Source organism: Synechococcus sp. H70.2, assembly GCF_047462275.1.
Lineage (GTDB): Bacteria > Cyanobacteriota > Cyanobacteriia > Thermostichales > Thermostichaceae > Thermostichus.
The window spans coordinates 160,769-182,699 of record NZ_JANSIU010000005.1 but is presented as its reverse complement, the minus strand read 5'-3'; the positions used below and the strand labels follow the sequence as shown (position 1 = coordinate 182,699).

The window sequence follows — 21,931 nt, the reverse complement described above, 5'->3', positions numbered from 1 at the left end:
GCTTTCCCCGCCAGTGGCCGCCAGCTCAAGCAGTTGCTTCTGCTGTCTCGGCTTTGACTGGGTCAAAGCAGCCCGGCGGTTCGTACAAAAACTCAAACAGATTGCCATCGGGATCCTTGCCGTAGAAGGAGGCGGTGCCATCCCGGTGGGTGTGAATCTCGCCCACTGGGATCCCTTGGGCTTGCAGGCGGCGATGCTGTTCCTCCAGCTCCTCCCTGGTGCTGAAGACAAAGCCAAAGTGGGGCCCTGCCGCCCGGTAGCCCGGCCCCAAGAGTGCCAGCCCGTCGTCCCCAGCCTTCATGTAGGCCCAGTCGGGATCCTTCCAGACATTGACCATTCCCAACTTTTCGTAGAACTCCACCGCTTTGGAGATGTCCCCTACACGGATGGCCACATGTCCAAGTTGCTTAAGTGCCATATCCTCCTCTCTGGTTAACCCAACCAACCATCAGAGTTCCCTATAGCCCAGCATAGCCTGGGCAAGGGATTCCCTCTTTCCCCAGCAACAACTTGCCCCTGGAGGGCTTATCCCGTTGGCTGTTTGGCCAAGAAGTGCTCCAGTTCGTTTAAGGCTTCTGCATCCAGTTTGGTTTGCATAGGGCAGAACTTGGGCCCACACATCGAGCAAAACTCTGCCGTTTTGTAAATATCTGCCGGCAAGGTCTCGTCGTGGTATTCGCGAGCTCGCTCTGGGTCTAGAGACAACTCAAATTGCCGGTTCCAATCAAAGTTATAGCGGGCTCTAGCCATCTCATCGTCGCGATCCCTGGCCCCGGGACGATGGCGGGCAATATCGGCGGCATGGGCGGCAATTTTGTAGGCAATGAGGCCGTTGCGCACGTCCTCTGCATTGGGCAAACCCAAGTGTTCTTTGGGGGTGACGTAGCAGAGCATTGCCGCCCCATACCAACCGGCCAAGGCCGCCCCAATAGCGGAGCTGATGTGGTCGTAGCCGGCAGCAATATCAGTAACCAGTGGCCCCAAAACGTAGAAGGGAGCCTCGTCGCACTCCTCCATTTGCTTGCGCACGTTAAACTCAATTTGATCCATTGGCACGTGCCCCGGCCCTTCCACCATCACTTGCACATCGTGCTCCCAGGCCATACGGGTCAACTGGCCCAGAGTTTTCAACTCTGCCATCTGGGCTTCGTCAGAGGCATCGTGTAAGCATCCCGGTCGCAAAGCATCGCCCAGGCTAAAGGAAACGTCGTATTTCTTGAAGATCTCGATGATGTCGCGGAAGTGGGTATAAAGCGGGTTTTGTTTGTGGTGTGCCAACATCCAACGAGCCAGGATTCCACCGCCGCGAGAAACAATGCCGGTTAGCCGGTTGCGCACCAACGGCAAATGTTGGATGAGGATCCCAGCATGAATGGTCATGTAGTCCACCCCTTGCTGAGCCTGCTTTTCAATGATGTGCAAAATATCCTCTGCCGAGAGTTTTTCGACATTCCCATGGACGCTTTCTAGAGCTTGGTAGATAGGCACTGTGCCAACAGGAACCGGCGAGGCTTGGATAATGGCCGTGCGAATTTCATCCAAATTGCCGCCGCCGGTAGACAGGTCCATAACAGTATCGGCGCCGTATTTGATAGCCAACTTTAGCTTTTCCAGTTCTTCAGCCAAGCTGGAGGAAGTGGGAGAAGCACCAATGTTGACGTTGACTTTGCAGCGGGAGGCGATCCCAATACACATCGGCTCGAGGTTGGTGTGGTTGATGTTGGCGGGGATGATCATGCGACCCCGGGCTACTTCCGAGCGGATGAGTTCCGGCGGCAGCTTCTCCCGGCGGGCCACATACTCCATCTCTTCGGTAATGATGCCCTGGCGGGCATAGTGCATCTGAGTTACGTTTGCTTGCCCACGACGGCGGGCCACCCATTCGCTGCGCATGTCCTAACTCCGCTGCTCACTTACCTATGCTGGTATAAGCCAGATCAGGTTCTGGGGATGGGAGCCCCCAGACACTCCCAGCGTGCTGTGATCCTATCACCGAATTTTGGGACTTTCGGAAATTGGGGCCTTCCCTCTGGCTGCAGCTTTGAGGAAGGCAGAGTAGGTTACCCTACAGCCATTCCTTCTGCCAAACGTAGCCCTACCGGTAACAAGCCGACGGCCCCCCTGCAGGAGACAGAGGAGAGCGGGTCTGGCCTACAGCGCCCCAGCTAGAGCACCCACCTTGGCCTCTGCCCCAGCACCGGTGGACACAGCGGGGTAGCTTGGTAAAGCACGATTCGTGCGGGGCGGAAAAGCCCGTTCGCGTGAGCGGGACTTAGTCGGACCTTGAGTCGCTCGCCAATAATTCCCCGCTGAAAGACCCGGACAGTGCTATAAGTCAACAAGTAGGCGGAACCTTGAGACTGGGTTCCAAGGGATCGTCTGGGGGCGTCTTGACAGTGTCTGTCCCCCGACTAAGGACTACGTCCCGCTTCGCGATTAGTCGGTGGGAGTGTCACCACTCCGTTTGGCAGGGGGTTGCCGCTAGCCCCAAGAAGAGAACTCACGCGGACTGACAGGGGCTTTGACAAAGCCTTGCTAGGTCTAGGCAGCTTTGCGGTACCAGGTCACCCTTTCTTGAGGACAGAGCTTCCCCGCCGCGTTTTTGGGGAGAGGAGGAGCTATTGCGCAGGAGGGCTCTCGCTTGGTTCTGGCAGGTAGAGCCGGTCTTCTGAGGCATCGTATTCAAAAAGCTCCGCATAGCGCCCCCAGTCAATAGCCGTGGCAAACTGCCGCTCGGCTTCGTCGGGAGGAAAATGTTCATCCCAGAGATCCAAGAAGAAGTCCGCCCGCATGGAGCGGCTGTTTTTTTCTTCCAGAGTCTGCAGGATGCTGCGAAACACGGGCACCCGCGCCAAAAGCTGCTGCCGGAAGAGATCCTTACTACGCAAGATGGTGGTGTTGGCAAAATCCTGGCCAATCTCAGTGAGCTGTACCACCCTGCCGCTTACCTCAGCAAAGCCCAGCAGCACTGCCGCATCCAAAATCGGCAGCAAGTCATCCACCGCCAGTTGCAGCCGCTCGGCCAGCTCAGCAATCTCGACCCGCCCTTGCGGCCATTCCACGATTAGCTCCAGCAGACCGCTGATCCCGCCCACTCGCGCATGGGGTAGGGGCAAGGCGTAGGGAGAGGGTGCCCTGGGGCTCACCGGGCTGGGGGCAGCCACCTCGCTGGTTACCGGGATCTCCGGATTGGTCATGATCTCGTAGATGTAGTCCACCAGGGACTTAAATCGAGGATCCGTGCGTTCATGGGGCCGCGGCAGGTCGATCTTCACCTCTCCCCGGATCCGCCCCGGCTTGGATCCCAGGATTACCACTCGATCTGCCAAAAACACCGCCTCTTCAATGTTGTGGGTAACAATGAGAATGCTCTGGGAAGGGAAGGCCTGGGTGTTCCAGAGCTCGTCGATTTCCCCCCGCAGGTTCTCTGCTGTCAGCACGTCCAGGGCACTGAAGGGCTCGTCCATAAACAGCACCTTGGGCTCTAGGACAAAGGCGCGGGCAAAGCCCACCCGCTGCTTCATGCCCCCCGACAGTTCCTTGGGGTAGGCATTCTCGAATCCGTCCAAGCCCACCAGGTCGATGGCTTTGAGAGCTTTTTGCCGCCGGATCTCGCGCGGGATCCCTTGCGCTTTCAACCCCAGCTCCACATTCTCTTGCACTGTCAGCCAGGGCAAGAGAGCAAAACTCTGAAACACCATGGCCACATCCGGGTTGGGGCCCCGCAGGGGACGTCCATTGCTCAACACCCGCCCTTCACTAGGCGGGATCAACCCCGCCATGATGCGCAGCAGAGTACTTTTGCCACTGCCGCTGCGGCCCAGCAAAGCCAAAACTTCTCCTGCCCGCACTTGCAAATCAATCTGGCTCAAAACTGTAAACTCGCCCTTGCCCTCCGGCAAAGGAAAGCGCTTGTAGACCTTCTCAACCTCGATTAGAACAGGAGAAGCTGCAGAACTCATATGAGATAGCCTCAAGGATTAAAGGTGATACTTTTCTTCTGCCAATTGATACAACCGCCGCCAGAAAAAGCGATTGATGCCCACCACAAACAAACTCATCATGCCAATGCCCAAGGTAATGCGCGGCCAATCTCCTACTGCTGTTGCTTCTGCAATATAGGCACCGAGGCCTGTAGCTTTCAGAGTTGTCGATCCCCAGGTTACAACCTCGGAGACAATGCTAGCATTCCAGGCCCCGCCGCTAGCCGTTATTCCTCCAGTAACCCAGGCGGAAAAGATCCCTGGAACAATTAACTTTTGCCAGAGCTTCCATCCCTTTAAACCCAAATTCATAGCCATTTCTCGCAAATCAGTGGGGATGCTCTGGGCGCCGGCAATGGAGTTAAAGAGGATGTACCACTGCGCTCCCAGAGACATAAGCAAAATGCTGCCCCACTCAAGGCTGATCTGGGCGCGGATAAAAAACAAGGTGGCAAAAGGAAAAAGGAAATTGGCCGGGAAAGCTGCCAGAAACTGCACCAGGGGCTGCAGCAGTTTTGCTAGGCCTGGGTTAAAACCAATGGCTACCCCGATTGGTGTCCAGATCACGGTGGCCAAAACCAACAGCCCACTGACCCGCAGCAGGGTGAGGATCCCCAGGCCAAAGGCTAGCATGACCTCCCCTAAACCGACAGTGGTGGCCACAAAATAGACAATCCAGGCCCCAAGGCCCCCAATGGTCAACCAGGAAAGCTGGGTCAATAGCCGCTCACGGCGCCGCTCAGCCTCGGGGCTGGGGGGATCCACCCAGCGGGGGCGGGTCAGGTAGGCCAACAGCTGATCCACCTTCTCTGCCAAGGGGGCAAGCCTCCTGCCAATCAGCCGTGGGATCCGCGCTGTGGTTAGCAAATCGTACAGCCACGATTCGGGGGTAGCCGCGCCAGCGCTCTGCTCCAGGCGAAACTTATCCGACCAGGCCACCAAAGGCCGCCAAAAGAGCTGATCCACCAGCAGAATCACCACCGCCATGGTCAAGAGCGCCCACCCTAGCTTGGGCAGATCCTCTGCTTGGATGGCAGCTTCCACATAGGATCCCAACCCCGGCAGTGTATACTCCTGGTTGAGTACGCTGATGGCCTCGCTGGCGGCCACAAAGAACCACCCCCCGCCAAAGCTCATCATGGCGTTCCAGACGAGACCAACCATTGCTGCCGGCACTTCCAATTGGGTAAAGCGCTGCCAGCCTGAGAGGCGATACAAGGTAGCGGCCTCCACCAGCTCCTGCGGCAGAGTGCGCAGAGATTGGTAGAAGGAAAAGGTCATGTTCCAGACCTGGCTGGTGAAGATGGCAAAGATAGAAGCTGCCTCCAGTCCCAGCAAGCTGCCAGGAAAAAGGGCAATGAAGCCGGTGACCGTAATGGAGAGAAACCCCAGCACCGGCACTGACTGCAGGATGTCCAGCAGAGGAATCAAAATTCGCTCCGCCCAGCGACTTTTCGCAGCAACATACCCATAGACCAGGGTAAAAAGAGTGGAAAAGGCAAGGGCAATAAACATGCGCAGGGTGGAGCGGAGGGCGTAGTAGGGCAGGTTGCGCGGATCCAGGTCAATGCGGGGCACCACGGCCGGCGGCTGAAACTGCTCAAAAGCACCTGCCCCCACATGGGCTACCCCTGCCAGGAGAACCAGCGTGCCCAGAATGATGGCTCCATCGGCAGCTCCTGCTGGCAGCTGCCGGCGAAGCACCTCCGGTGAAGGAAAAGTCCGCATTTCTTCCGCCGCAGCCTGACGTTCCCCCTCAGTGTACCCTTTCCCAACCGCCGCCCTAGAATTCCTAGCGAGGCTAGTAGCGGAACTTGGGGCGGAAGAGGTGGGCGTGGTCAGGGCTGTAGAGCCGCGAGCGAGCCGAGCCCCCTCCTGCTAGGCCCTGCAAGGCAGGGCTGATTAGATACAGCACCGTGCGCTCCAGACCAGCGTGCCGGCTAAGAGCAGCCATCTCTCCCAGGGATCCCAGCCAGATCTGCTCATCTGGCCACCCCAGACGGTAGCAAATGGCCACCGGGGTATCGGCGGGATAGTGGGCTAGGAGATCCGCCTGGGCCTGTTCCACATGGCGGGCGCTTAGGTACAGACACAAGGAGGCGCGGTGAGCCGCTAGACTGGTCAGGGCTTCTGCTGCTGGCACGCGGGTCCGGCCGCTGGCGCGGGTAAGGATAACTGTCTGCACCAACTCCGGTACCGTTAGCTCCACCTGGAGACGAGCGGCTGCCAGCTGGAAGGCACTCACCCCCGGCACGATCTCAAAGGGAATCCCCGCCTCAGCCAACCGGAGCAGTAACTCGTGCAAAGCGCCATAGAGGCAGGGATCCCCGTCCTGTAGCCGCACTACGCGCAGCCCCGCCCTGACCCGTTCCACAATTTGTGGCAGCAGCGTCTCCAAGGTGAGGGAGCGTGTGTCGATGGCCTCAACCCCAGGGCGACAGTGAACCAGTATTCCCTCCGGCAGCAAAGAACCTGTGTAGAATACTGCATCTGCCTGCGAGAGGACTCTCTGACCCCGCAGGGTGATTAGCTCTGGATCCCCAGGCCCAGCGCCGACAATGTAAACAGGCCAGTAGGGCGAAGTGGGTTCGCGCATGCACTCTCTTTTTCCTCCGGCAGCGTGCATCCTAGCAGCAGAAAGCTGCCTTGGCTCAACGGACGGGATCGAGGCGCTGCTGCAAGATTTGCGCTGCCAACAGCACATCCAGGGGGGTGGTCAGCTTTAGGTTAGACTCCTCCCCTTCCACGATGTAAACCGGCCAACCTAGCTTCTCAAATAGAGCTGCATCGTCAGTAACCTGCCACCCCTTGGCCAGCGCCTCTCGATGGGCTTGCCACAGCAGCGATAGGCGAAACCCCTGCGGCGTTTGCGCTGCCCACAACTGGCTGCGCTCCGGTGTCGTTTGGACTTGAATGCCGCTGGGGCCAGTCTCGGCCACTTTAATCGTGTCTTTGACAGGGATCGCCGCCACCACGCCATCCACCTGCTGCAAGGCAGCGCTGCAGCGATCGAACAAGTTTGGCGTGGCCAGGCAGCGGGCTCCATCGTGGATCAGCACCCGTTCTACTGTCCCTAGGCTATAGAGATACTCAACTCCTCTGTAAACCGACTCCTGCCGCGTTGCCCCCCCCGGCAAAAGCTGAACCGGCTTGGCTGGAGCAGTTGTTGCCACAATTTCCTCAATGGCCGGCCAGTCATGGGGCTGGGCCAGAATCCCAATCCACTCGATGGAACAAGCCCGAGCTGCAGCTTCCAGCGTCCAAGCCAAAATTGGCCGGCCTAAGAGTGGCAACAGCAGCTTGTTGACCGCCGCCCCCATCCGCTTGCCGCTGCCCGCTGCTGGGATCAACAGGTGCATAGATTGACAAGAACCTCCAGCCGCATTCTAGTTGACAAGTGAGCTAGGGGGGCCGAGCCTGGCCCCCTTTAGGTTTGCCAGCGCAGTTCGACAGGCTCAAGGTTGCTCCAATTCGGCGGCAGCAGTCACAAAGTCAGGGTAAGCCACGTTACCGTGCTCGCCCACATCCAAGCCGGCCATCTCCTCTTCGGCACTGGTGCGCAGGCCAACGGTTACCTTGAGGAGCAAAAACAGGATCAAGCAGGTGAGGAAAGGCCAGAAGAAATAGGCTAGAGCGCCCACAACTTGTACCCCAAATTGCGCCCAGGTCACCCCTGAGTTGGCGTGGGCAAACCAAGGGATCCCTGCTGCCAACACCCCCCAGATACCGCAGGTGCCGTGTACCGAAATCGCCCCCACCGGATCGTCAATCTTCAGCACCGTATCCAAAATCACCGCCGAGATGACCACCAGGATCCCGGCCACCGAACCGATGATCAAAGCTCCCACAGGGTGGACAGTGTTGCAAGGAGCAGTGATCCCTACCAAGCCGGCCAGCACCCCGTTGGCGGCAAAGGTCATATCCGGCTTGCCAAAATGCACCCAGCAGGTAACCATCGCCCCAATGGCCCCTGCCGAAGCGGCTAGCAGCGTGTTCATGGCAATCCAGCCGATATCGGGGCTGGCGGCTGTGGTCGAGCCGGCGTTGAACCCAATCCAACCCAAGGTGAGGATAAACACTCCCAGCATCCCCAGGGGCAGGTTGTGGCCGGGAATCGCCCGCGGCTCTCCGTTGGGGCCGTACTTGCCGATGCGAGGGCCAAGCACCATGGCCCCGGCCAAGGCGGAAGCGCCCCCCACCAGGTGCACCACGCCCGAACCGGCAAAGTCGATGAAGCCCAGATCTTCCAGCCAGCCGCTGGTGCCACCGTTGTAGTCGCCAAACAGCCCATTCCAAGCCCAGCCCCCCGAGATGGGGTAGATCAACCCAGAGATGACGACAGAGTAGATGAGGTAGGCCACGAACTTGGTGCGCTCCGCCATGGCCCCGGAAACAATAGTGGCAGCGGTGGCGGCAAACACCATCTGGAAGACGAAGAACGTAAAAGGCCAGTCTCCTGCTTCGTGGGCTTGCTGCCAACTGAAAGCAAACCAGCTCCTGCCAAAGAAGCCAGCATTTTCTCCAAACATCAGACCAAACCCGATGAACCAAAAGGCGCAACAGCCCATGCAGAAGTCCATCAAGTTCTTCATCATGATGTTGGCGGCATTCTTGGCGCGGGTAAAGCCCGTCTCCACCATGGCAAACCCCGCCTGCATGAAGAACACCAAGGCTGCCCCCACCAGCGTCCAGACGGTGTCAGCATGTTTCTGCACGACTTCCGCGTCCTGGGCGCAGGCGCTCTCCTGACCCAATAGGAAAACTAGTGAAATCGTCAGAGCAGCAGTTAAGCCCCCCTGAGTGGGTCGGCAGAGCCACTGCAGTACTTGGCCTTTGAGTCTTTGGATCATGGTTGTCGACATGCTTTTTCGCTCAACTAGAGAGACGCTACTTTTGGCAATGCCAAAAAATGAAACAGAATCCACTTTCCCCCTCAACAAGCCAGGATGAGGCTGAGGAGAGAGGCAACCTAGGCCCCAAAAACAACTTTTTTACAAAGCATCTCGGTTTACTTCACCAGTGCGGATGCGAATGGTTTTCTCGACAGGGCTGATGAAAATCTTGCCGTCCCCGATTTCGCCAGTGCGAGCGGCTGCAATCAGCTTCTCCACCACCGTATCCACCAGCTCATCTTCAACCACGATCTCCACCTTCAGCTTCTGCAGGAACTCGACTGTATACTCGGATCCCCGATAGCGCTCAGTTTGCCCTTTCTGCCGGCCAAACCCCCGCACCTCCGTTACGGTCATGCCAACAATTCCGGCATTCACTAGGGCTACCTTCACCTCATCAAGCTTGAAGGGCCGAATGATAGCTTCAATCTTTTTCATTGGCTGTCTCTGCCCCAGAGAGCTCCGCTCACTTCTAGCATCGCTGCCACCTGCAAGTTGTAACTCCAGATACAGTTTTGAGCCGAGGGGCCAACCCCGAGAACATATTACAGGGAAAGCTGCTTCGAGGAAGCCAAGTTGGCTGTGATGAGAGCCACGGCCAGCCACCACAGCATTTGCACCTGGGGACGGTACCAGATGGTGTCCACCAGGCCGTGGGCCATCATGCCGGTGCAGGCTGCTAAACCTGCCGCCACCCACAGGCCCTGGGGATCCCGGCAGGCAAGTAAACGTTTCCAGCCTCTCCAGCCGTGATCCCAGAGCACCAGGAGGAACCAAGCAAAAGCCAGGGATCCGACTAAGCCCGTCTCCAAGGTAATCTGGAGCGGCACCGAGTAGGCTGCAAGGGCGCTGAAGTTGCCCCGCTGGTAGAGGGGATAGACGCGGCTGAAGGCGACATTACCAGGGCCGATCCCCAAGATGGGAAAGTCGCGGATCATCTCCAGCACTGCCGCCCAGACGTTGAGGCGAAAATTGTTGCTGGTATCTAGCCGTCCCCAAAAAAGGCTCTGAGCCCGCAGCCGCAAGGGGCGTACCGTCAAGATGGCAAGCAGCAGCGCGGCTGCGCCCCCTCCCAAGAGAGCCGGCACCGTCCAACGCTGCCAACGGGCCGGCAGGCGGGGGGTGTACCATTGGGCCAGCAGCAGGGCCATCATCCCCAGCGCTGCCAGCCCCCCAATCCAGGCACCGCGGCTGTAAGTCAGCACCAGACAGACAAGGTTGACGGCGGTTGTAAACCCCACCAGAAGCTTGATCCCCCAACGTGGCCAGAGGCAAATGGCAGCCAGCCCCAAGGGGAGGAGGGGAACCAGGTAGCCCCCATACAGGTTAGGGTTGCGCAGATAGCTGTACACCCGCGTCAGGCCTGCCAAGCCCGATTCTGGATCCACCCAGGTGGCCAGTTCGGCCGCCCCGTAGAAGTACTGCCGCAGGCCGTAGATCCCCATTCCCAGGCTGACCAAGAGCAGGGATCCAACAATCCCATCTCGGAATTGGGGTTGGCGCAGCAGACGATGCAAAAGCAGATAGCCGGCTAGGTAAAGCGTCAGCTTCAGCCAACCATCCCGCGCTGCGTAGGGAACCGGCGAAAGGAGCGTTGCCAGGGTGGCAATTCCCCAGAAAAGGCCCAGGGGCAGATGGACAGGTAGCCCAGTCGGGGTTTCCACCAGCCAGCCCAAGACCACAAGCGCCGCCATGGCCAGTAGGATTAGGCCGAGGATGCCGGTGGAGCTTTGGGAGGAAAAGACCCAGTAGAGCAACACCAGACCCAAGCCAATCCCGTCCAAGCCTTGGACGAGTAAGCTACCTTGGCCCCAGTTTTTCAGGGATCCCGACAGGCGGCCCAAAAAGCTGCTCCGCCACCAGGAATCGATAGGAAAATCCTGCAGCAGCAGAGCTTGCCACAGTTGCCTTGCTTGTTCCATTGCCGCTTTCCAGCCCGCTTGCCTCCGCTCATCTTCCGAGTTTATCTCCCCAGCGGCCAAGGGCAGGGACGTCAGGGCAGGCGGGATCCCTCCGGACTCTAGCTGCTTCGGGAGCACGTTAGGTCGAGAGTTGGCTCCTAGCCCTGCCACGACCAACCTCAAAGTGCCCTTTAGGCAACCGAGGCTAGCGGCTGGAGCTGGGAGCTCTTAACCTCTTCAGAGCTGGAAGGGGGAACTCCTGCTGCCGACTGATCTGCTTTGAAAAGCGGGGAATTGCAATAATGAATTTGCACACGAGTAGGCCGGCCCAAGCCCAAAGCGGATCCCAGGCAGCGCGCTAAAATCTGCACTTTGAACTCCAGTTCGCCAATGGTGTCCATCTACTTGCGGCCCTCCCTCTGGCTCCAGCTTTGACCCCAGCTTAGGAGAAGATTGACGAGAGTTCTTCAGTGGGAATACAGAATTTGCCAAGCTAGTCATGCAGAGCTGGCACTCTTTTTAGAGAGAAAAAAAGCTGAAACTCGGCCAGGCTTTCTTCGGAAGATCCTGGACAAGTTGATTAACATAAGTAAATGCCTAGAGAAACTACGGAAAAAAAGCTGGAGACCAAGCTGAGGCGACGTGGGGAGTATGCCCGTCTACCTTTACTGGGGAGATGATAGCTATCGCCTCCTGCAGGCGGTGCAAGAGCTGCGCGATCAGGTGCTGGATCCTGAGTGGGCCGCCTTTAACTACGATCGCCTGCCACCGGAATCCACCCTGGCCGGACTGAACCTGGCCATGACGCCGCCTCTGGGATCCAATGCCCGCCTCGTTTGGCTGGAGGAAACAACGCTCACCCAGCAGTGTTCGGAAGAGTTAGTAAGAGAACTGGAGCGAACGTTAGCCTCTTTACCCCCCACAACCCATCTGGTCTTGACCACCAGCAGCAAGCCGGATGAACGTCTCAAATCCACCAAACTCCTCAAGCAAAGGGCCATTGTCCGCGAGTTTTCCCAACTGCCCCCCTGGGACGAAGAGGGCATTCTTAAGCAGGTACACCGCGAGGCCCGACAGCGGGATCTCAAGCTCAGCCCAGAGGCAGCGCAGAAGTTGGCGGAAGCCGTGGGCAACGATTCCCGCCGTTTGGCTATGGAACTGGAAAAGCTGGCCCTCTTTACGGCAGGCCAGCGGGATCCCATCTCCCCTGAGCAAATCGAGGCCCTGGTTCCTGCCAGCGCCTACAACAGCTTGCAACTGGCCGCCTCCCTGCGCCAGGGCAACTTGGATCGCTCCCTGCAGATCCTGAACCATCTGCTGGATCACAACGAGCCGGCCCTTAAGATCCTGGCAGTGTTGGTGGGCCAATTCCGCACCTGGCTGTGGGTAAAGCTACTGCTGGAAGAGGGGGAACGGGATCCCAAAGTCATTGCCCAAAAAGCAGAGATTGCCAACCCCAACCGGGTTTATTTCTTACAAAAAGAGGTGGGATCCCTAAAAAGCTCAGCACTGCTGAAGGTGATGCAGCAACTTCTACAACTGGAATATCAGCTCAAGCAAGGTCAGCCGGAGCGAGAAGTGTTTCCAGAGGCTCTGATCCAGACCGTGGCCATTCTCCAACAGTCCTGAGCCTTTCTGTCCTTGTTACTCCGCCCAGAGCCCATTTAACGGACAGCGTGCTCGACCGGGATCTCCTTCAGCCTTGGGGAGAGGGATCCCTCTTCGCGACTCAGAGTAAGTAGAGCAGGATAAACAACACAATCCAAACCCCATCCACAAAGTGCCAGTAGATCTCAGCAGCCTCGACGCCAAAATGACGTTGGGCGCTGTAGTGGCCTGGCTTCAGGGATCGCCAGAGCACCGCCAAAATAAACAGCAACCCCGCCGCCACGTGCAGCCCGTGGAACCCCGTCAAGACATAGAAGGCACTGGCAAACAAGTTGGTGGTGAGGCCAAACTCCAGGTGGCTGTACTCGTAGAGCTGCCCGGCCAGGAAGATGGCTCCCATCAGGGCAGTGAGGGCAAACCACAGCCGCAATCCCTTGACATTATTGGCCTGGATGGCAGGCTTGGCCTGGTGGATAACCCAGCTGCTGGAGAGGAGGATTGCCGTGTTGATCCCAGGCAAGAGCAGTTCCCGCTCTGGCGTCCCTTCCGGCGGCCAAACTGGGGCCGTGAGGCGGTAGGCCAAATAGGCCATGAACAGGCCCAAGAACAGACAGCCTTCCGCTACCAGGAACATCAGCAGACCAAAAACGCGATGATCTGGATGCTCAGCATGAGCGGCATGGACCTGGCTAGGGCCAACTCTAAGAGCATCAGAGGCGAGGGATCCTTGCATAGGTCTATGGCTCGAATTGCAAGACTTCTTGAGGTTGAGGACAAGACCGACATGGCTGGGGAGCAGAGGATGGATACCCAGCGGGCAAGTCCCCTGCTAAGAAGAAGTAGGCTCCGCCTCAGCCAGCGCCAGCTCCCGCAAGCTCTGCAACTGGGCGGCCAAGTAATCCAAGGTCTCCTTGCTGTGCAGGCCGTAGTCGTAGGGGCCAGTTAGCAGGATGGGATCCCCGTAGAAGTTGTGGGCAGGCGGTGGGGAAGAAGTTGTCCACTCCAGAGTTAGGGCCTGCCAGGGGTTGTCTCCCGCCTTGGGCCCGGCTACCCAGGAGTAGATGGCGTTCACCAAGAAGGGCAGCGTGGAAATGGCCAGAATGAAAGCCCCCACCGAGCTAATCCAGTTGAGGTCGGCAAATTGCGGGTCGTACTGAGCCACGCGACGGGGCATGCCCATTAGGCCCAGCTTGTGCATCGGCAAAAAGCACATGTTGAAGCCAACAAAGGTTAGCGCAAAATGCACCCGCCCCCAGAACTCGTTCAGCAGCCGGCCAGTCATCTTGGGGAACCAGTGGTAGAGGCCGGCATAGATGCCAAACACACTGCCGCCAAACAACACGTAGTGCAGGTGGGCCACCACAAAGTAGGTGTCGTGGACGTGGATATCCAACGGCACCGAGGCAAGGATGATCCCGCTCAAGCCGCCGATGACAAACATGGAGATAAAGCCCATGGCAAACAACATGGCTGTCCGGTAGTGGATCTTGCCGCCCCAGAGAGTGGCCAGCCAGCTAAACACCTTGATTCCCGTGGGAACGGCAATGGCCATGGTGGCAATCATGAAGAACACCCGCATCCAGTCGGGGGTACCGCTGGTAAACATGTGGTGAACCCAGACGATCAAGCCCAAAAAGCAGATGGCCAAGCTGGAGTAGGCAATGGCTTTGTAGGCAAAGATGGGCTTGCGGGCATGTACCGGCAAAATCTCCGAGATCATGCCGAACACCGGCAGAACCATGATGTACACCGCCGGGTGGGAGTAAAACCAGAACATGTGCTGGTACACCACCGGATCCCCGCCGCCGCTGGGGTTGAAGAAGGCCGTGCCCGCCAACAGGTCAAAGCTAAGCAGGATCAGCGCCCCAGCCAGAACCGGCGTCGCGATGAGAGTGATGATGGAAGCAGCCAGCATCGCCCAGCAAAACAGAGGCATATCCTCCATCTTCATGCCGGGCATGCGCAGCTTGAGGATGGTGGTAATAAAGTTCACGGCCCCCAGAATGGAAGAGGTTCCGCCCAACAAAATGCTTAGGATCCAGAGTTCTTCTCCCACCTTCCCACTGATGAGGCTCAGCGGCGGATACGAGGTCCAGCCAGCTGAGGGGGCCTCGAGGAAGAGGCTGGCCAGCAGCAAAAGGCCGCTGGGTGGAATTAGCCAAAAGGCGACGGCGTTTAGCCTAGGAAAAGCCATGTCCCGCGCTCCAATCATCAGCGGCACCAGGTAGTTGCCAAAGCCCCCCATCAAAGCCGGCACAATCCACAAAAAGATCATGATTGTGGCGTGGAGGGTAAAGGCACCGTTGTAGCGCTCAAAGCCAAGAAAGTCGGCTTCAGGGGTAGCCAGCTCGGCCCGCACGGCTGTAGCCAGCGCTCCTCCCACCAAGTAGAAGAAAAAGCCAGTTACCAAATACTGGATCCCGATCACCTTGTGGTCGGTGGAGAAGGTAAAAAAGCGCCACCAGGGCTCGGCGGCAGGCTCCAGGCTGGCTTTGGGGGCAGCGGCAAAGGTGGGATTGTCCTGTAGCTGGGTCATGGCAAAAGGCTCCTCCTAGCGTCACCAGAACGTCCGTCAAGGGGAAAGGGATCTCTCTAGCCCGCTGAGGGAAGGGATCCCGTTCGCGTCAGCGGGACGGAGTCCTTGGGCAGTTTGAGGGAGGTTAGATCAGCAGGCGAGAGGCCCAAACGCTGCTGGTGAACTTGGACAAAGGCAGATTGTGGGTGAGGGTGGCGCTCAGCCAAGGCCAGCGCGTTGTTCTCGCCCCGAGCAGCCACCAGTTGCTCCTGCTGCCAGCGCTCGAACTCTTCCGGCGTCTCCACTACCAGTTGTGCCACCATCACTCCATGGTAAGGGCCACATAGCTCGGCACAGATGATGGGATAGGTTCCTAGCTGCGTGGGCACAAACTCTAGGTGAGTCTCTCGGCCTGGGATGAGATCTTGCTTTAGGCGAAATTGCGGCACCCAGAAAGCGTGGTTGACATCCATAGCCGTCATGTTCAAGCGCACCCGCTTGTTAAGAGGCAGGTGCAGCTCGCCGGCCACCAAACCCGATTCCGGATAGGTGAACATCCAGGCATATTGCATGCCCTGAACTTGGACAACCAGATCTGGCTGACCCCTCTCCTTTCCCGGCAGCACCGCGGGAGTGTAAGCATAGCCCGGATCCCCTGCTTCCGTCTCCTGGGAAGACCCCATCGCCATGGCCGCGTGGACGTGACCGCCCACCTCGGCGCCTCCATACACTGCCTGATAGACATCGAGGCTGGCCAGGCCCAACCAGAGGATGATCACCGCCGGCACCGCCGTCCAGACGATCTCCAGCAGCACGTTGCCGTGGTTGGGATCCCCGTCTCCTCGATCGCCCCGCCGCTTACGGTAGCGAAAGGCACAGTAGAGGAGCACTCCCTCCACCACCAAAAAGATCCCGGTGGCGAGGGTGATTGTGCTGTTGAAGAGGCTATCGAACAAGGGAGCCGAGTTGGCAGCCGCTTCCGGAAGCAGATGGTGGTTCTGGCCGTACCAGAGGCTGGCCAGGGTCAACAGCACCCCGATCCCCACCAAAAAGATATTCTTGAGCGCGCTCACAGCTGCTTTTCCCCGCTGCTACCACCACGACGTGCCTGCCCTAGCAGATTCTGGGAACAGAACCAGAGCAGGCTTAGACTCATCTCCATTCAAGTCCCAGGAGCCGGCGAGAATTGGCCATCTTAGGGATCTCTTCGGGATCTTCGGCCGGAGCGTTGGCGACGTCTACTGAGGAAGGGCAGCTTGGCCCAAAGAAATCCTTAAAAACCTTCGCCAGTTGCAAAGCTGCATTTAGGATTCGTTGCAAGCGAGTCTCCCCTCTGCCTCTAGAGAAGCACCACCCAGGATAGGAAGGGGTTAGAGGGATCGAGTTATTAACTGTTGCTTCCGCGCATTTTTGAGTGCCAATTGTGGACTGCTCTCCCTAGATTTCGATTCTTCAAACTGCAATGGACTCCTCAATTTCTCCATCTCCCGTCCCCTCTTCGGCTTCGGATCCCGTGCCGCCTGGGGAGCTTTCCCTGCGCATGGGGCGAGCCCTGCTGGGCCTAGCGGCGGCTACTTGGCTGTTGATGGGGCTAGGCAGTGCCACTCGAGTCATGAATGCTGGACTTGCCTGTCCCGACTGGCCCCTCTGCTATGGAGAGCTGGTGCCGACGCAGCAGATGAACCTGCAGGTGTTTCTAGAGTGGTTTCACCGCCTGGTGGCTGCCGGGGTGGGCTTGGCCACCCTGGTGCTAACGGGGTTTGCCTGGCGGAAGCGGCAGGCTTTGCCCGCTTGGCTGCCCTGGGGTCTGAGCTGGGCTTTTGTCTTGGTCGTGGCCCAAGGGATCCTGGGCGGGCTGACGGTAACGGAGTTGTTGCGCTTTGACATTGTGACGGCCCACCTGGGCACGGGCCTGCTGTTTTTTGCCACGCTACTCACCTTGGGATGGCTGGCCTTGCCAAGCGTCGCTCCCTCTGAGGAGGGGAGAGCTTCTGTTGGCTACTTGCCCTGGCTCGGCTTGGGGGCAGTGCTGCTGGTGTACGTCCAGAGCCTTCTCGGGGCTTTGGTGGCTTCCCAATGGGCGTTACACCAGTGCTTTGCTTCGGGTGAACTGTGCGGAGTGATGAACAGTCACTTGCTAGGGGTGGCTCCGGCCACGCTGGCGGTGTTGCTGGTGGCGGTGGCTACGAGTTGGCGGCGGCAGCAGATCCCAAGAATTCTCAAGCGGCTGGGCCATGGATCCGTAGTCCTTTTGCTGGCGCAAGTGGGGGTTGGCATTCTCACCTATCGCTACCGGCTGCAGGTGGAGCCCTTGACGGTAGCCCACCAGATGATCGGGGCAGCTTTGCTGGCGTGCTTGCTGGGCTTTACGGTGCTGGCCTGGCGGATGAGCAACAGCCTTGGGGGAAGGATCCCTCGGGGGGTAGCCGCAGCCACAGAAATGAACGGCGAGTAGTTCCATGGCAGATATCCTTCCAACCTACCGTCCAGATCCTTGTCAGAACACGGTGACAGGGATCCCTTTTGGCCATCGCCAAAGTCTGGCGCAGGTTTTGCGCAGCTATAGCCAGTTGGTGAAGCCGAAGATCATCGCCCTCTTGCTGATGACCACGGCTGGAGCGATGTGGATGGCGGGCAATACGGATCCCTTCAAGTTTGGTGTCACCCTCTTGGGGGGAGGGATGGCGGCGGCCGCAGCCAATATCATCAACATGGTGTACGACGCCGATATTGATCGGATGATGGAGCGAACCCGCCACCGTCCTCTGCCTTCCGGTCGCATTCGGGCCCGACATGCCCTGATGTTTGCCGGGATCCTGGCTGTGATGTCCTTTGGTGTGCTAGCCTGCTTTACCAATTGGCTGGCTGCTGGCTTAGCCATGGCAGGGATCCTGGTGTATGTAGGGGTCTATACCCACTGGCTGAAGCGTTCCAGCCCCCAGAACATTGTTATCGGCGGAGCAGCAGGGGCAATCCCACCTTTGGTGGGCTGGGCAGCGGCTACGGGCAAGCTGAGCTGGGCTGCTTGGGTGATGTTTGCCATTATTTTTTTGTGGACCCCGCCCCACTTCTGGGCCTTGGCGATTTTAAAGCAAGAGGACTATGCCCGCGCCGGGGTGCCGATGCTGCCGGTGGTGGCAGGAGAAAGGCCAACTGCCGCCCAGATTCTCCTCTACGCCCTGCTAATGGTGCCAGTCAGTCTACTGCTGGTTTACCCTTTGCACGTGCTGGGATCCTTTTACTTGAGTGTGGCAACCCTGCTGGGATCCCTTCTCATTTGGAAAGCGGTGCAGTTGCTCCAGGAACCGCACAACCGGCAGCGGGCAGCCTCCCTCTTCACCTTTGCTAACCTCTACTTGCTGCTGTTGTGCGGCGCCATGGGGTTGGACAGGTGGTCGCTAACCCAAGCCCTTTGGGAGCAAGCTCTTGCCTCCCTGCAGGGGATCTATACCAGCCTAGTAGCGCTGGCCAGCCACCCGGCAGAGGTGGGATCCCTCTAGCCGGCAATCTTTGCTCCTCCCTTCTGCAATACTGCTATGGGTATGTTGAGAACAGCACGAGAGTATGCAGCATCTCGCCAAGGGCTGGCTTCAGTGCCAGGCCAGCGCGGCAGGATCCCGGTTGTCCCTTGCTTGGTTTGCCCCCTGCAGCCTCCTGTTTAGCCTGCTCTGGGCTGGGTCTACCTTTGCCCAAGCGGAGGCGCCTAACTCTGCCACCTCGCTCCTCCCGGATAGCCGAGCAATTCGTACCCCTGACCCGCCTCCCACCCTGGCCGCTCCTCCTGGAGCCCGCCCTGCCCCTCCCTCCTCGCTTCTGCAGGGAGCTTCTAGGGCTGAAGACCTGGTGGTGCCTCAATCTCCTTTGGAAGTGCGCATCGAGCGGACGGAGGGCTTGTCTTTACAAGAGGCCCTCGAGATTGCCGTTGCCCAAAACCCGACGGTGCAGCAGGCAAGGCTGGCTGTGGAAAGGGCTAAAGCGGGTGTAGCCCTGGCCCAAGCAGCTTTTGCTCCCACCCTTTCCAGCCGCGCCAACTACCAGTACAGCGAGCCCCCTGCTCCCGGCGGCACTCCCAGCCGCCAATCCCACACTCTCTCCGCTAGCGTGGTGCGGCTAGACTACACGGCCTTCGACAGCGGGGTTAGGGCGCAAAACCTGCAGCTGGCTGAGGAAGCTCTGCGCCTTGCCCAACTGCAGCTGGAGCAAACCCTGCAGACAGTGAAACAAGCGGTAGCCAATGCTTACTATGACCTCCAAAGCGCCGATGCCCGAGTGGCCATTAGCCAGGCTGCGGTTGCCAGTTCTGAGGCCACCCTGCGGGATGCCCAAGCCCGAGAGCGGGCTGGGGTAGGTACTCGCTTTGAGATTCTCCAGGCGGAGACGGAATTGGCCAACAACCGCCAAGCCTTGCTGGCAGCCCAAAACGCCCAGCAACTCAGCCGTCGTCGTCTGGCTGAGCTCCTGAACTTTCCCCGCCCCACCGATGTGCTAGCTGAAGAGCCTATTGAGCCGATGGGAGAGTGGGATCTCAGCTTGGAGGAGACCATTGTTGCTGCCTTGGCCAAGCGCCAAGAGCTGGAGCGCCAACGCCGAGAGCTGGAGCAAGCTCAAGCGCGCCTGCGCCTAGCCCAAGCTAGCAACGGTCCCCAAATTAGTTTGTTTGCTAGTCTCGACGCGGTAAATGACTTTAAGGCCAACCGCAACAGTTTTGATGTCGGCTACTCAGTTGGGGCCAATTTTAACTTGACCTGGTTTGACGGAGGAAAGGCGGAGGCCCAGGCTCGCCAAGCCGAGATCGACGGCCAAGTAGCTGTGAGTAGTTTCATTAGCACCCGGAATGAAATTCAACGCAGCGTAGAAGAGGCCTTCCTTACCCTCAGCTCTAGCCGGGAACAGATTGACGCCGCCAAAGTAGCAATTGCCTCAGCAGAAGAAAGCCTGCGGCTAGCGCGGCTGCGCCTGCAGGCGGGTGTGGGCACCCAGACAGAGGTAATCAACGCCGAGGCTGCCCTCACTACTGCTCGGGGCAATCTTGCCAACGCAGTAATTGCCTATAACCGTGCTCTAACGCAACTGCGGCGAGCCATCGGCAGCCTCTAACTCACTCCCCCTCCCTCCGGGAGAAGGGGGCTGGGATCCCTAGATCTTGCGGGAGTAGTACTCAACTACCAGCAGCTCGTTGACTGGGGCACAGATTTGCTCGCGCGAAGGCAGATCCTTAATGCGGCCGCGCAGCTTCTCTTTGTCAAACTCTAGGTAATCCGGCAGAAACAGTCCTGGATACTCGGCGTAGGCAGCCACCAGCCGGCGAGAGGACTCCTTGTTCCTAACTGTAATCACATCGCCCACCTTGCACTCGTAGCTGGGAATGGTTACCTTGCGACCATTAACTTCAATGTGGCCATGGGTCACCAGCTGCCGTGCCGCTGGAATGGTTGGGGCCATGCCAAGGCGAAACACAATGCAGTCTAAACGCATCTCCAGAAGCTGGAGCAGAGCTAGCCCCGTGGATCCCTTAGAGCGCCGCGCCTTGCGCATGTAGCGGATCATCTGCCGCTCGCTCACGCCGTAGTTAAAGCGGACTTTTTGCTTTTCCTCTAGGCGAATGGCATATTCAGACTTTTTCTTGCGCTCCGCCCCATGCATACCAGGGGGGTTGGTGTTTTTGGGGCGCTTGCGAGTCAGGCCGGGCAGGTCAAGCCCCCCAAAACGGCGAATGATCCTCAAGCGGGGCCCTGTATAGCGAGACATGCAGGCGTTTCTCCAAAAGCAGCAGAAAAAATAAAGGGCAGAACGTCAAAAGAATTGGCGATCTCCTATATTAAGCTCTCAGCACCTTTTTTGGGCAAGGGGTAAAAGAGCCGCGGCCGTTAGTCACGGCGAAGCTGCAACTGGGTACGGATGAAGGCGCGATCCTCACTGAGTAGGCCGTTGAGGGTGCGCCGTTCCCCCAAGATAGGATCTGGATCCAAGCCAATGGCCTCCAGGTCGGCTAGCACCATCAGTTCCACCAGTTGGGCAAAGGTTACTTTGGGCTGCCACCCCAGCACCCGCTTGGCCTTGGAGGCGTCCCCCAACAGCAGATCCACCTCTGTGGGGCGGTAGTAGCGGGGATCGATCTCAATCAGCACGCGATCCTTGTAGACTCCCTGTTCTTCCAGTCCGGATCCCCGCCAGGTAATGGGCATGCCCACCAAAGCAAAAGCGCGTTCGGCAAACTCCCGCACGCTGTGGGTTTCGCCAGTAGCTAGTACGTAGTCGTCCGGCTGGGGCTGCTGCAGCATCATCCACATCCCCTCGACGTAGTCCTTGGCATAGCCCCAGTCCCGCTTGGCATCCAGGTTGCCTAGGTAAAGCTTGTCCTGCTTGCCGGCCACAATACGGCTGACAGCGCGAGTAATCTTGCGGGTAACGAAGGTCTCGCCCCGCCGTGGGCTTTCGTGGTTAAACAAAATGCCGTTGCAGGCAAAGAGGTTGTAGGCTTCGCGGTAGTTGACCGTCTGCCAGTAGGCGTACACCTTGGCGCAGGCGTAGGGGCTGCGGGGATAGAAGGGGGTGGTCTCCTTTTGCGGGATCTCCTGCACCAGCCCAAACATCTCCGAGGAGCCCGCCTGGTAAAACTTCACCCGGATCCCCGTGCGCTGTTGGTAGTCGCGGATGGCCTCCAGGAGGCGTAGGGTGCCCATGGCTACTGCATCGACGGTGTATTCCGGGTTATCAAAACTTACCCGCACGTGGGATTGGGCCCCTAGGTTGTACACCTCCGTCGGCTGCACCTGCTCCAAAATCCTGCGCAGAGTGGTGCCATCGGTGAGATCCCCATAGTGGAGAAACAGCTTAGCGCTGGGGTCGTGGGCATCCACGTAGAGGTGGTCAATGCGGTCAGTATTGAAGGTGCTGGCGCGGCGGATGATGCCGTGGACTTCGTAGCCTTTTTGCAACAACAGTTCGGCCAGGTAGGAGCCATCCTGGCCGGTAATGCCGGTAATCAAGGCACGTTGGGTCATGGGGTTGCGCCCGTAGGAACTTCCACCT

18 protein-coding genes are annotated in these 21,931 nt (G+C 58.6%); 4 read left to right on the top strand and 14 right to left on the bottom strand.

The window, feature by feature from the left end; genetic code table 11:
• Positions 1–25 precede the first annotated feature (25 nt).
• From NW822_RS06955 to NW822_RS06915, 9 genes are all read right to left on the bottom strand, one after another.
• Positions 26–418 (bottom strand): VOC family protein, encoded by a 393-nt coding sequence (locus tag NW822_RS06955; RefSeq protein WP_414360481.1) that lies wholly within the window; start codon positions 416–418, stop codon positions 26–28.
• 107 nt (positions 419–525) lie between these two features.
• The gene (gene thiC / locus NW822_RS06950; protein WP_414360478.1) at positions 526–1,893 is read right to left on the bottom strand and encodes a phosphomethylpyrimidine synthase ThiC; all 1,368 of its coding nucleotides are present in this window, start codon (positions 1,891–1,893) and stop codon (positions 526–528) included.
• A 725-nt stretch (positions 1,894–2,618) separates the two neighbouring features.
• Positions 2,619–3,962 carry a nitrate/sulfonate/bicarbonate ABC transporter ATP-binding protein gene (locus NW822_RS06945; protein WP_414360475.1) on the bottom strand — a complete coding sequence of 448 codons (1,344 nt, stop codon included), beginning with the start codon at positions 3,960–3,962 and terminating at the stop codon, positions 2,619–2,621.
• A gap of 18 nt (positions 3,963–3,980) precedes the next feature.
• A complete protein-coding gene (locus tag NW822_RS06940) occupies positions 3,981–5,711 on the bottom strand; it encodes an ABC transporter permease (RefSeq protein ID WP_414403966.1) in 1,731 nt (576 codons plus the stop codon).
• 73 nt (positions 5,712–5,784) lie between these two features.
• Complete coding sequence (gene cobM, locus NW822_RS06935) at positions 5,785–6,579, bottom strand: precorrin-4 C(11)-methyltransferase (protein ID WP_414403965.1); 795 nt, start codon at positions 6,577–6,579, stop codon at positions 5,785–5,787.
• 55 nt (positions 6,580–6,634) lie between these two features.
• On the bottom strand, positions 6,635–7,342 hold the full coding sequence (gene ispD / locus NW822_RS06930; RefSeq protein ID WP_414360469.1) for a 2-C-methyl-D-erythritol 4-phosphate cytidylyltransferase: 708 nt from the start codon (positions 7,340–7,342) through the stop codon (positions 6,635–6,637).
• Positions 7,343–7,438: 96 nt separating this feature from the next.
• A complete protein-coding gene (locus NW822_RS06925) occupies positions 7,439–8,845 on the bottom strand; it encodes an ammonium transporter (RefSeq protein ID WP_414403964.1) in 1,407 nt (468 codons plus the stop codon).
• A gap of 129 nt (positions 8,846–8,974) precedes the next feature.
• Positions 8,975–9,313, bottom strand: coding sequence for a P-II family nitrogen regulator (locus tag NW822_RS06920; RefSeq protein ID WP_414360465.1), 339 nt, complete (start codon positions 9,311–9,313; stop codon positions 8,975–8,977).
• Positions 9,314–9,420: 107 nt separating this feature from the next.
• On the bottom strand, positions 9,421–10,797 hold the full coding sequence (locus NW822_RS06915; RefSeq protein WP_414403963.1) for an IctB family putative bicarbonate transporter: 1,377 nt from the start codon (positions 10,795–10,797) through the stop codon (positions 9,421–9,423).
• Positions 10,798–11,427: 630 nt separating this feature from the next.
• Here NW822_RS06915 and holA point away from each other — a divergent pair.
• Positions 11,428–12,405, top strand: a complete 978-nt coding sequence (gene holA, locus NW822_RS06910; protein WP_414403962.1) for a DNA polymerase III subunit delta — start codon at positions 11,428–11,430, stop codon at positions 12,403–12,405.
• 100 nt (positions 12,406–12,505) lie between these two features.
• On the opposite strand, the gene NW822_RS06905 is transcribed toward holA, so the two are convergent.
• The 3 genes from NW822_RS06905 to NW822_RS06895 form a co-directional block, all read right to left on the bottom strand.
• Positions 12,506–13,117 carry a cytochrome c oxidase subunit 3 gene (locus NW822_RS06905; protein ID WP_414403961.1) on the bottom strand — a complete coding sequence of 204 codons (612 nt, stop codon included), beginning with the start codon at positions 13,115–13,117 and terminating at the stop codon, positions 12,506–12,508.
• Between the two features lie 96 nt (positions 13,118–13,213).
• A complete protein-coding gene (gene ctaD, locus NW822_RS06900; RefSeq protein ID WP_414403960.1) occupies positions 13,214–14,920 on the bottom strand; it encodes a cytochrome c oxidase subunit I in 1,707 nt (568 codons plus the stop codon).
• Between the two features lie 56 nt (positions 14,921–14,976).
• Positions 14,977–15,972, bottom strand: a complete 996-nt coding sequence (locus tag NW822_RS06895; protein WP_414403959.1) for a cytochrome c oxidase subunit II — start codon at positions 15,970–15,972, stop codon at positions 14,977–14,979.
• Between the two features lie 389 nt (positions 15,973–16,361).
• Between NW822_RS06895 and NW822_RS06890 the strand changes: the two genes are divergently transcribed.
• The 3 genes from NW822_RS06890 (at position 16,362) to NW822_RS06880 (ending at position 19,996) form a co-directional block, all read left to right on the top strand.
• Positions 16,362–17,354 carry a COX15/CtaA family protein gene (locus NW822_RS06890; RefSeq protein WP_414403958.1) on the top strand — a complete coding sequence of 331 codons (993 nt, stop codon included), beginning with the start codon at positions 16,362–16,364 and terminating at the stop codon, positions 17,352–17,354.
• A 52-nt stretch (positions 17,355–17,406) separates the two neighbouring features.
• A complete protein-coding gene (locus NW822_RS06885; RefSeq protein ID WP_414403992.1) occupies positions 17,407–18,399 on the top strand; it encodes a heme o synthase in 993 nt (330 codons plus the stop codon).
• Positions 18,400–18,520: 121 nt separating this feature from the next.
• Positions 18,521–19,996, top strand: coding sequence for a TolC family protein (locus NW822_RS06880; RefSeq protein ID WP_414403957.1), 1,476 nt, complete (start codon positions 18,521–18,523; stop codon positions 19,994–19,996).
• Between the two features lie 39 nt (positions 19,997–20,035).
• Here NW822_RS06880 and rpsD read toward each other — a convergent pair whose 3' ends face one another.
• Together rpsD and gmd are read right to left on the bottom strand one after the other, a co-directional pair.
• Positions 20,036–20,647 carry a 30S ribosomal protein S4 gene (rpsD, locus tag NW822_RS06875; protein ID WP_414360444.1) on the bottom strand — a complete coding sequence of 204 codons (612 nt, stop codon included), beginning with the start codon at positions 20,645–20,647 and terminating at the stop codon, positions 20,036–20,038.
• A 119-nt stretch (positions 20,648–20,766) separates the two neighbouring features.
• A complete protein-coding gene (gene gmd, locus NW822_RS06870; protein WP_414403956.1) occupies positions 20,767–21,903 on the bottom strand; it encodes a GDP-mannose 4,6-dehydratase in 1,137 nt (378 codons plus the stop codon).
• Positions 21,904–21,931 lie beyond the last annotated feature (28 nt).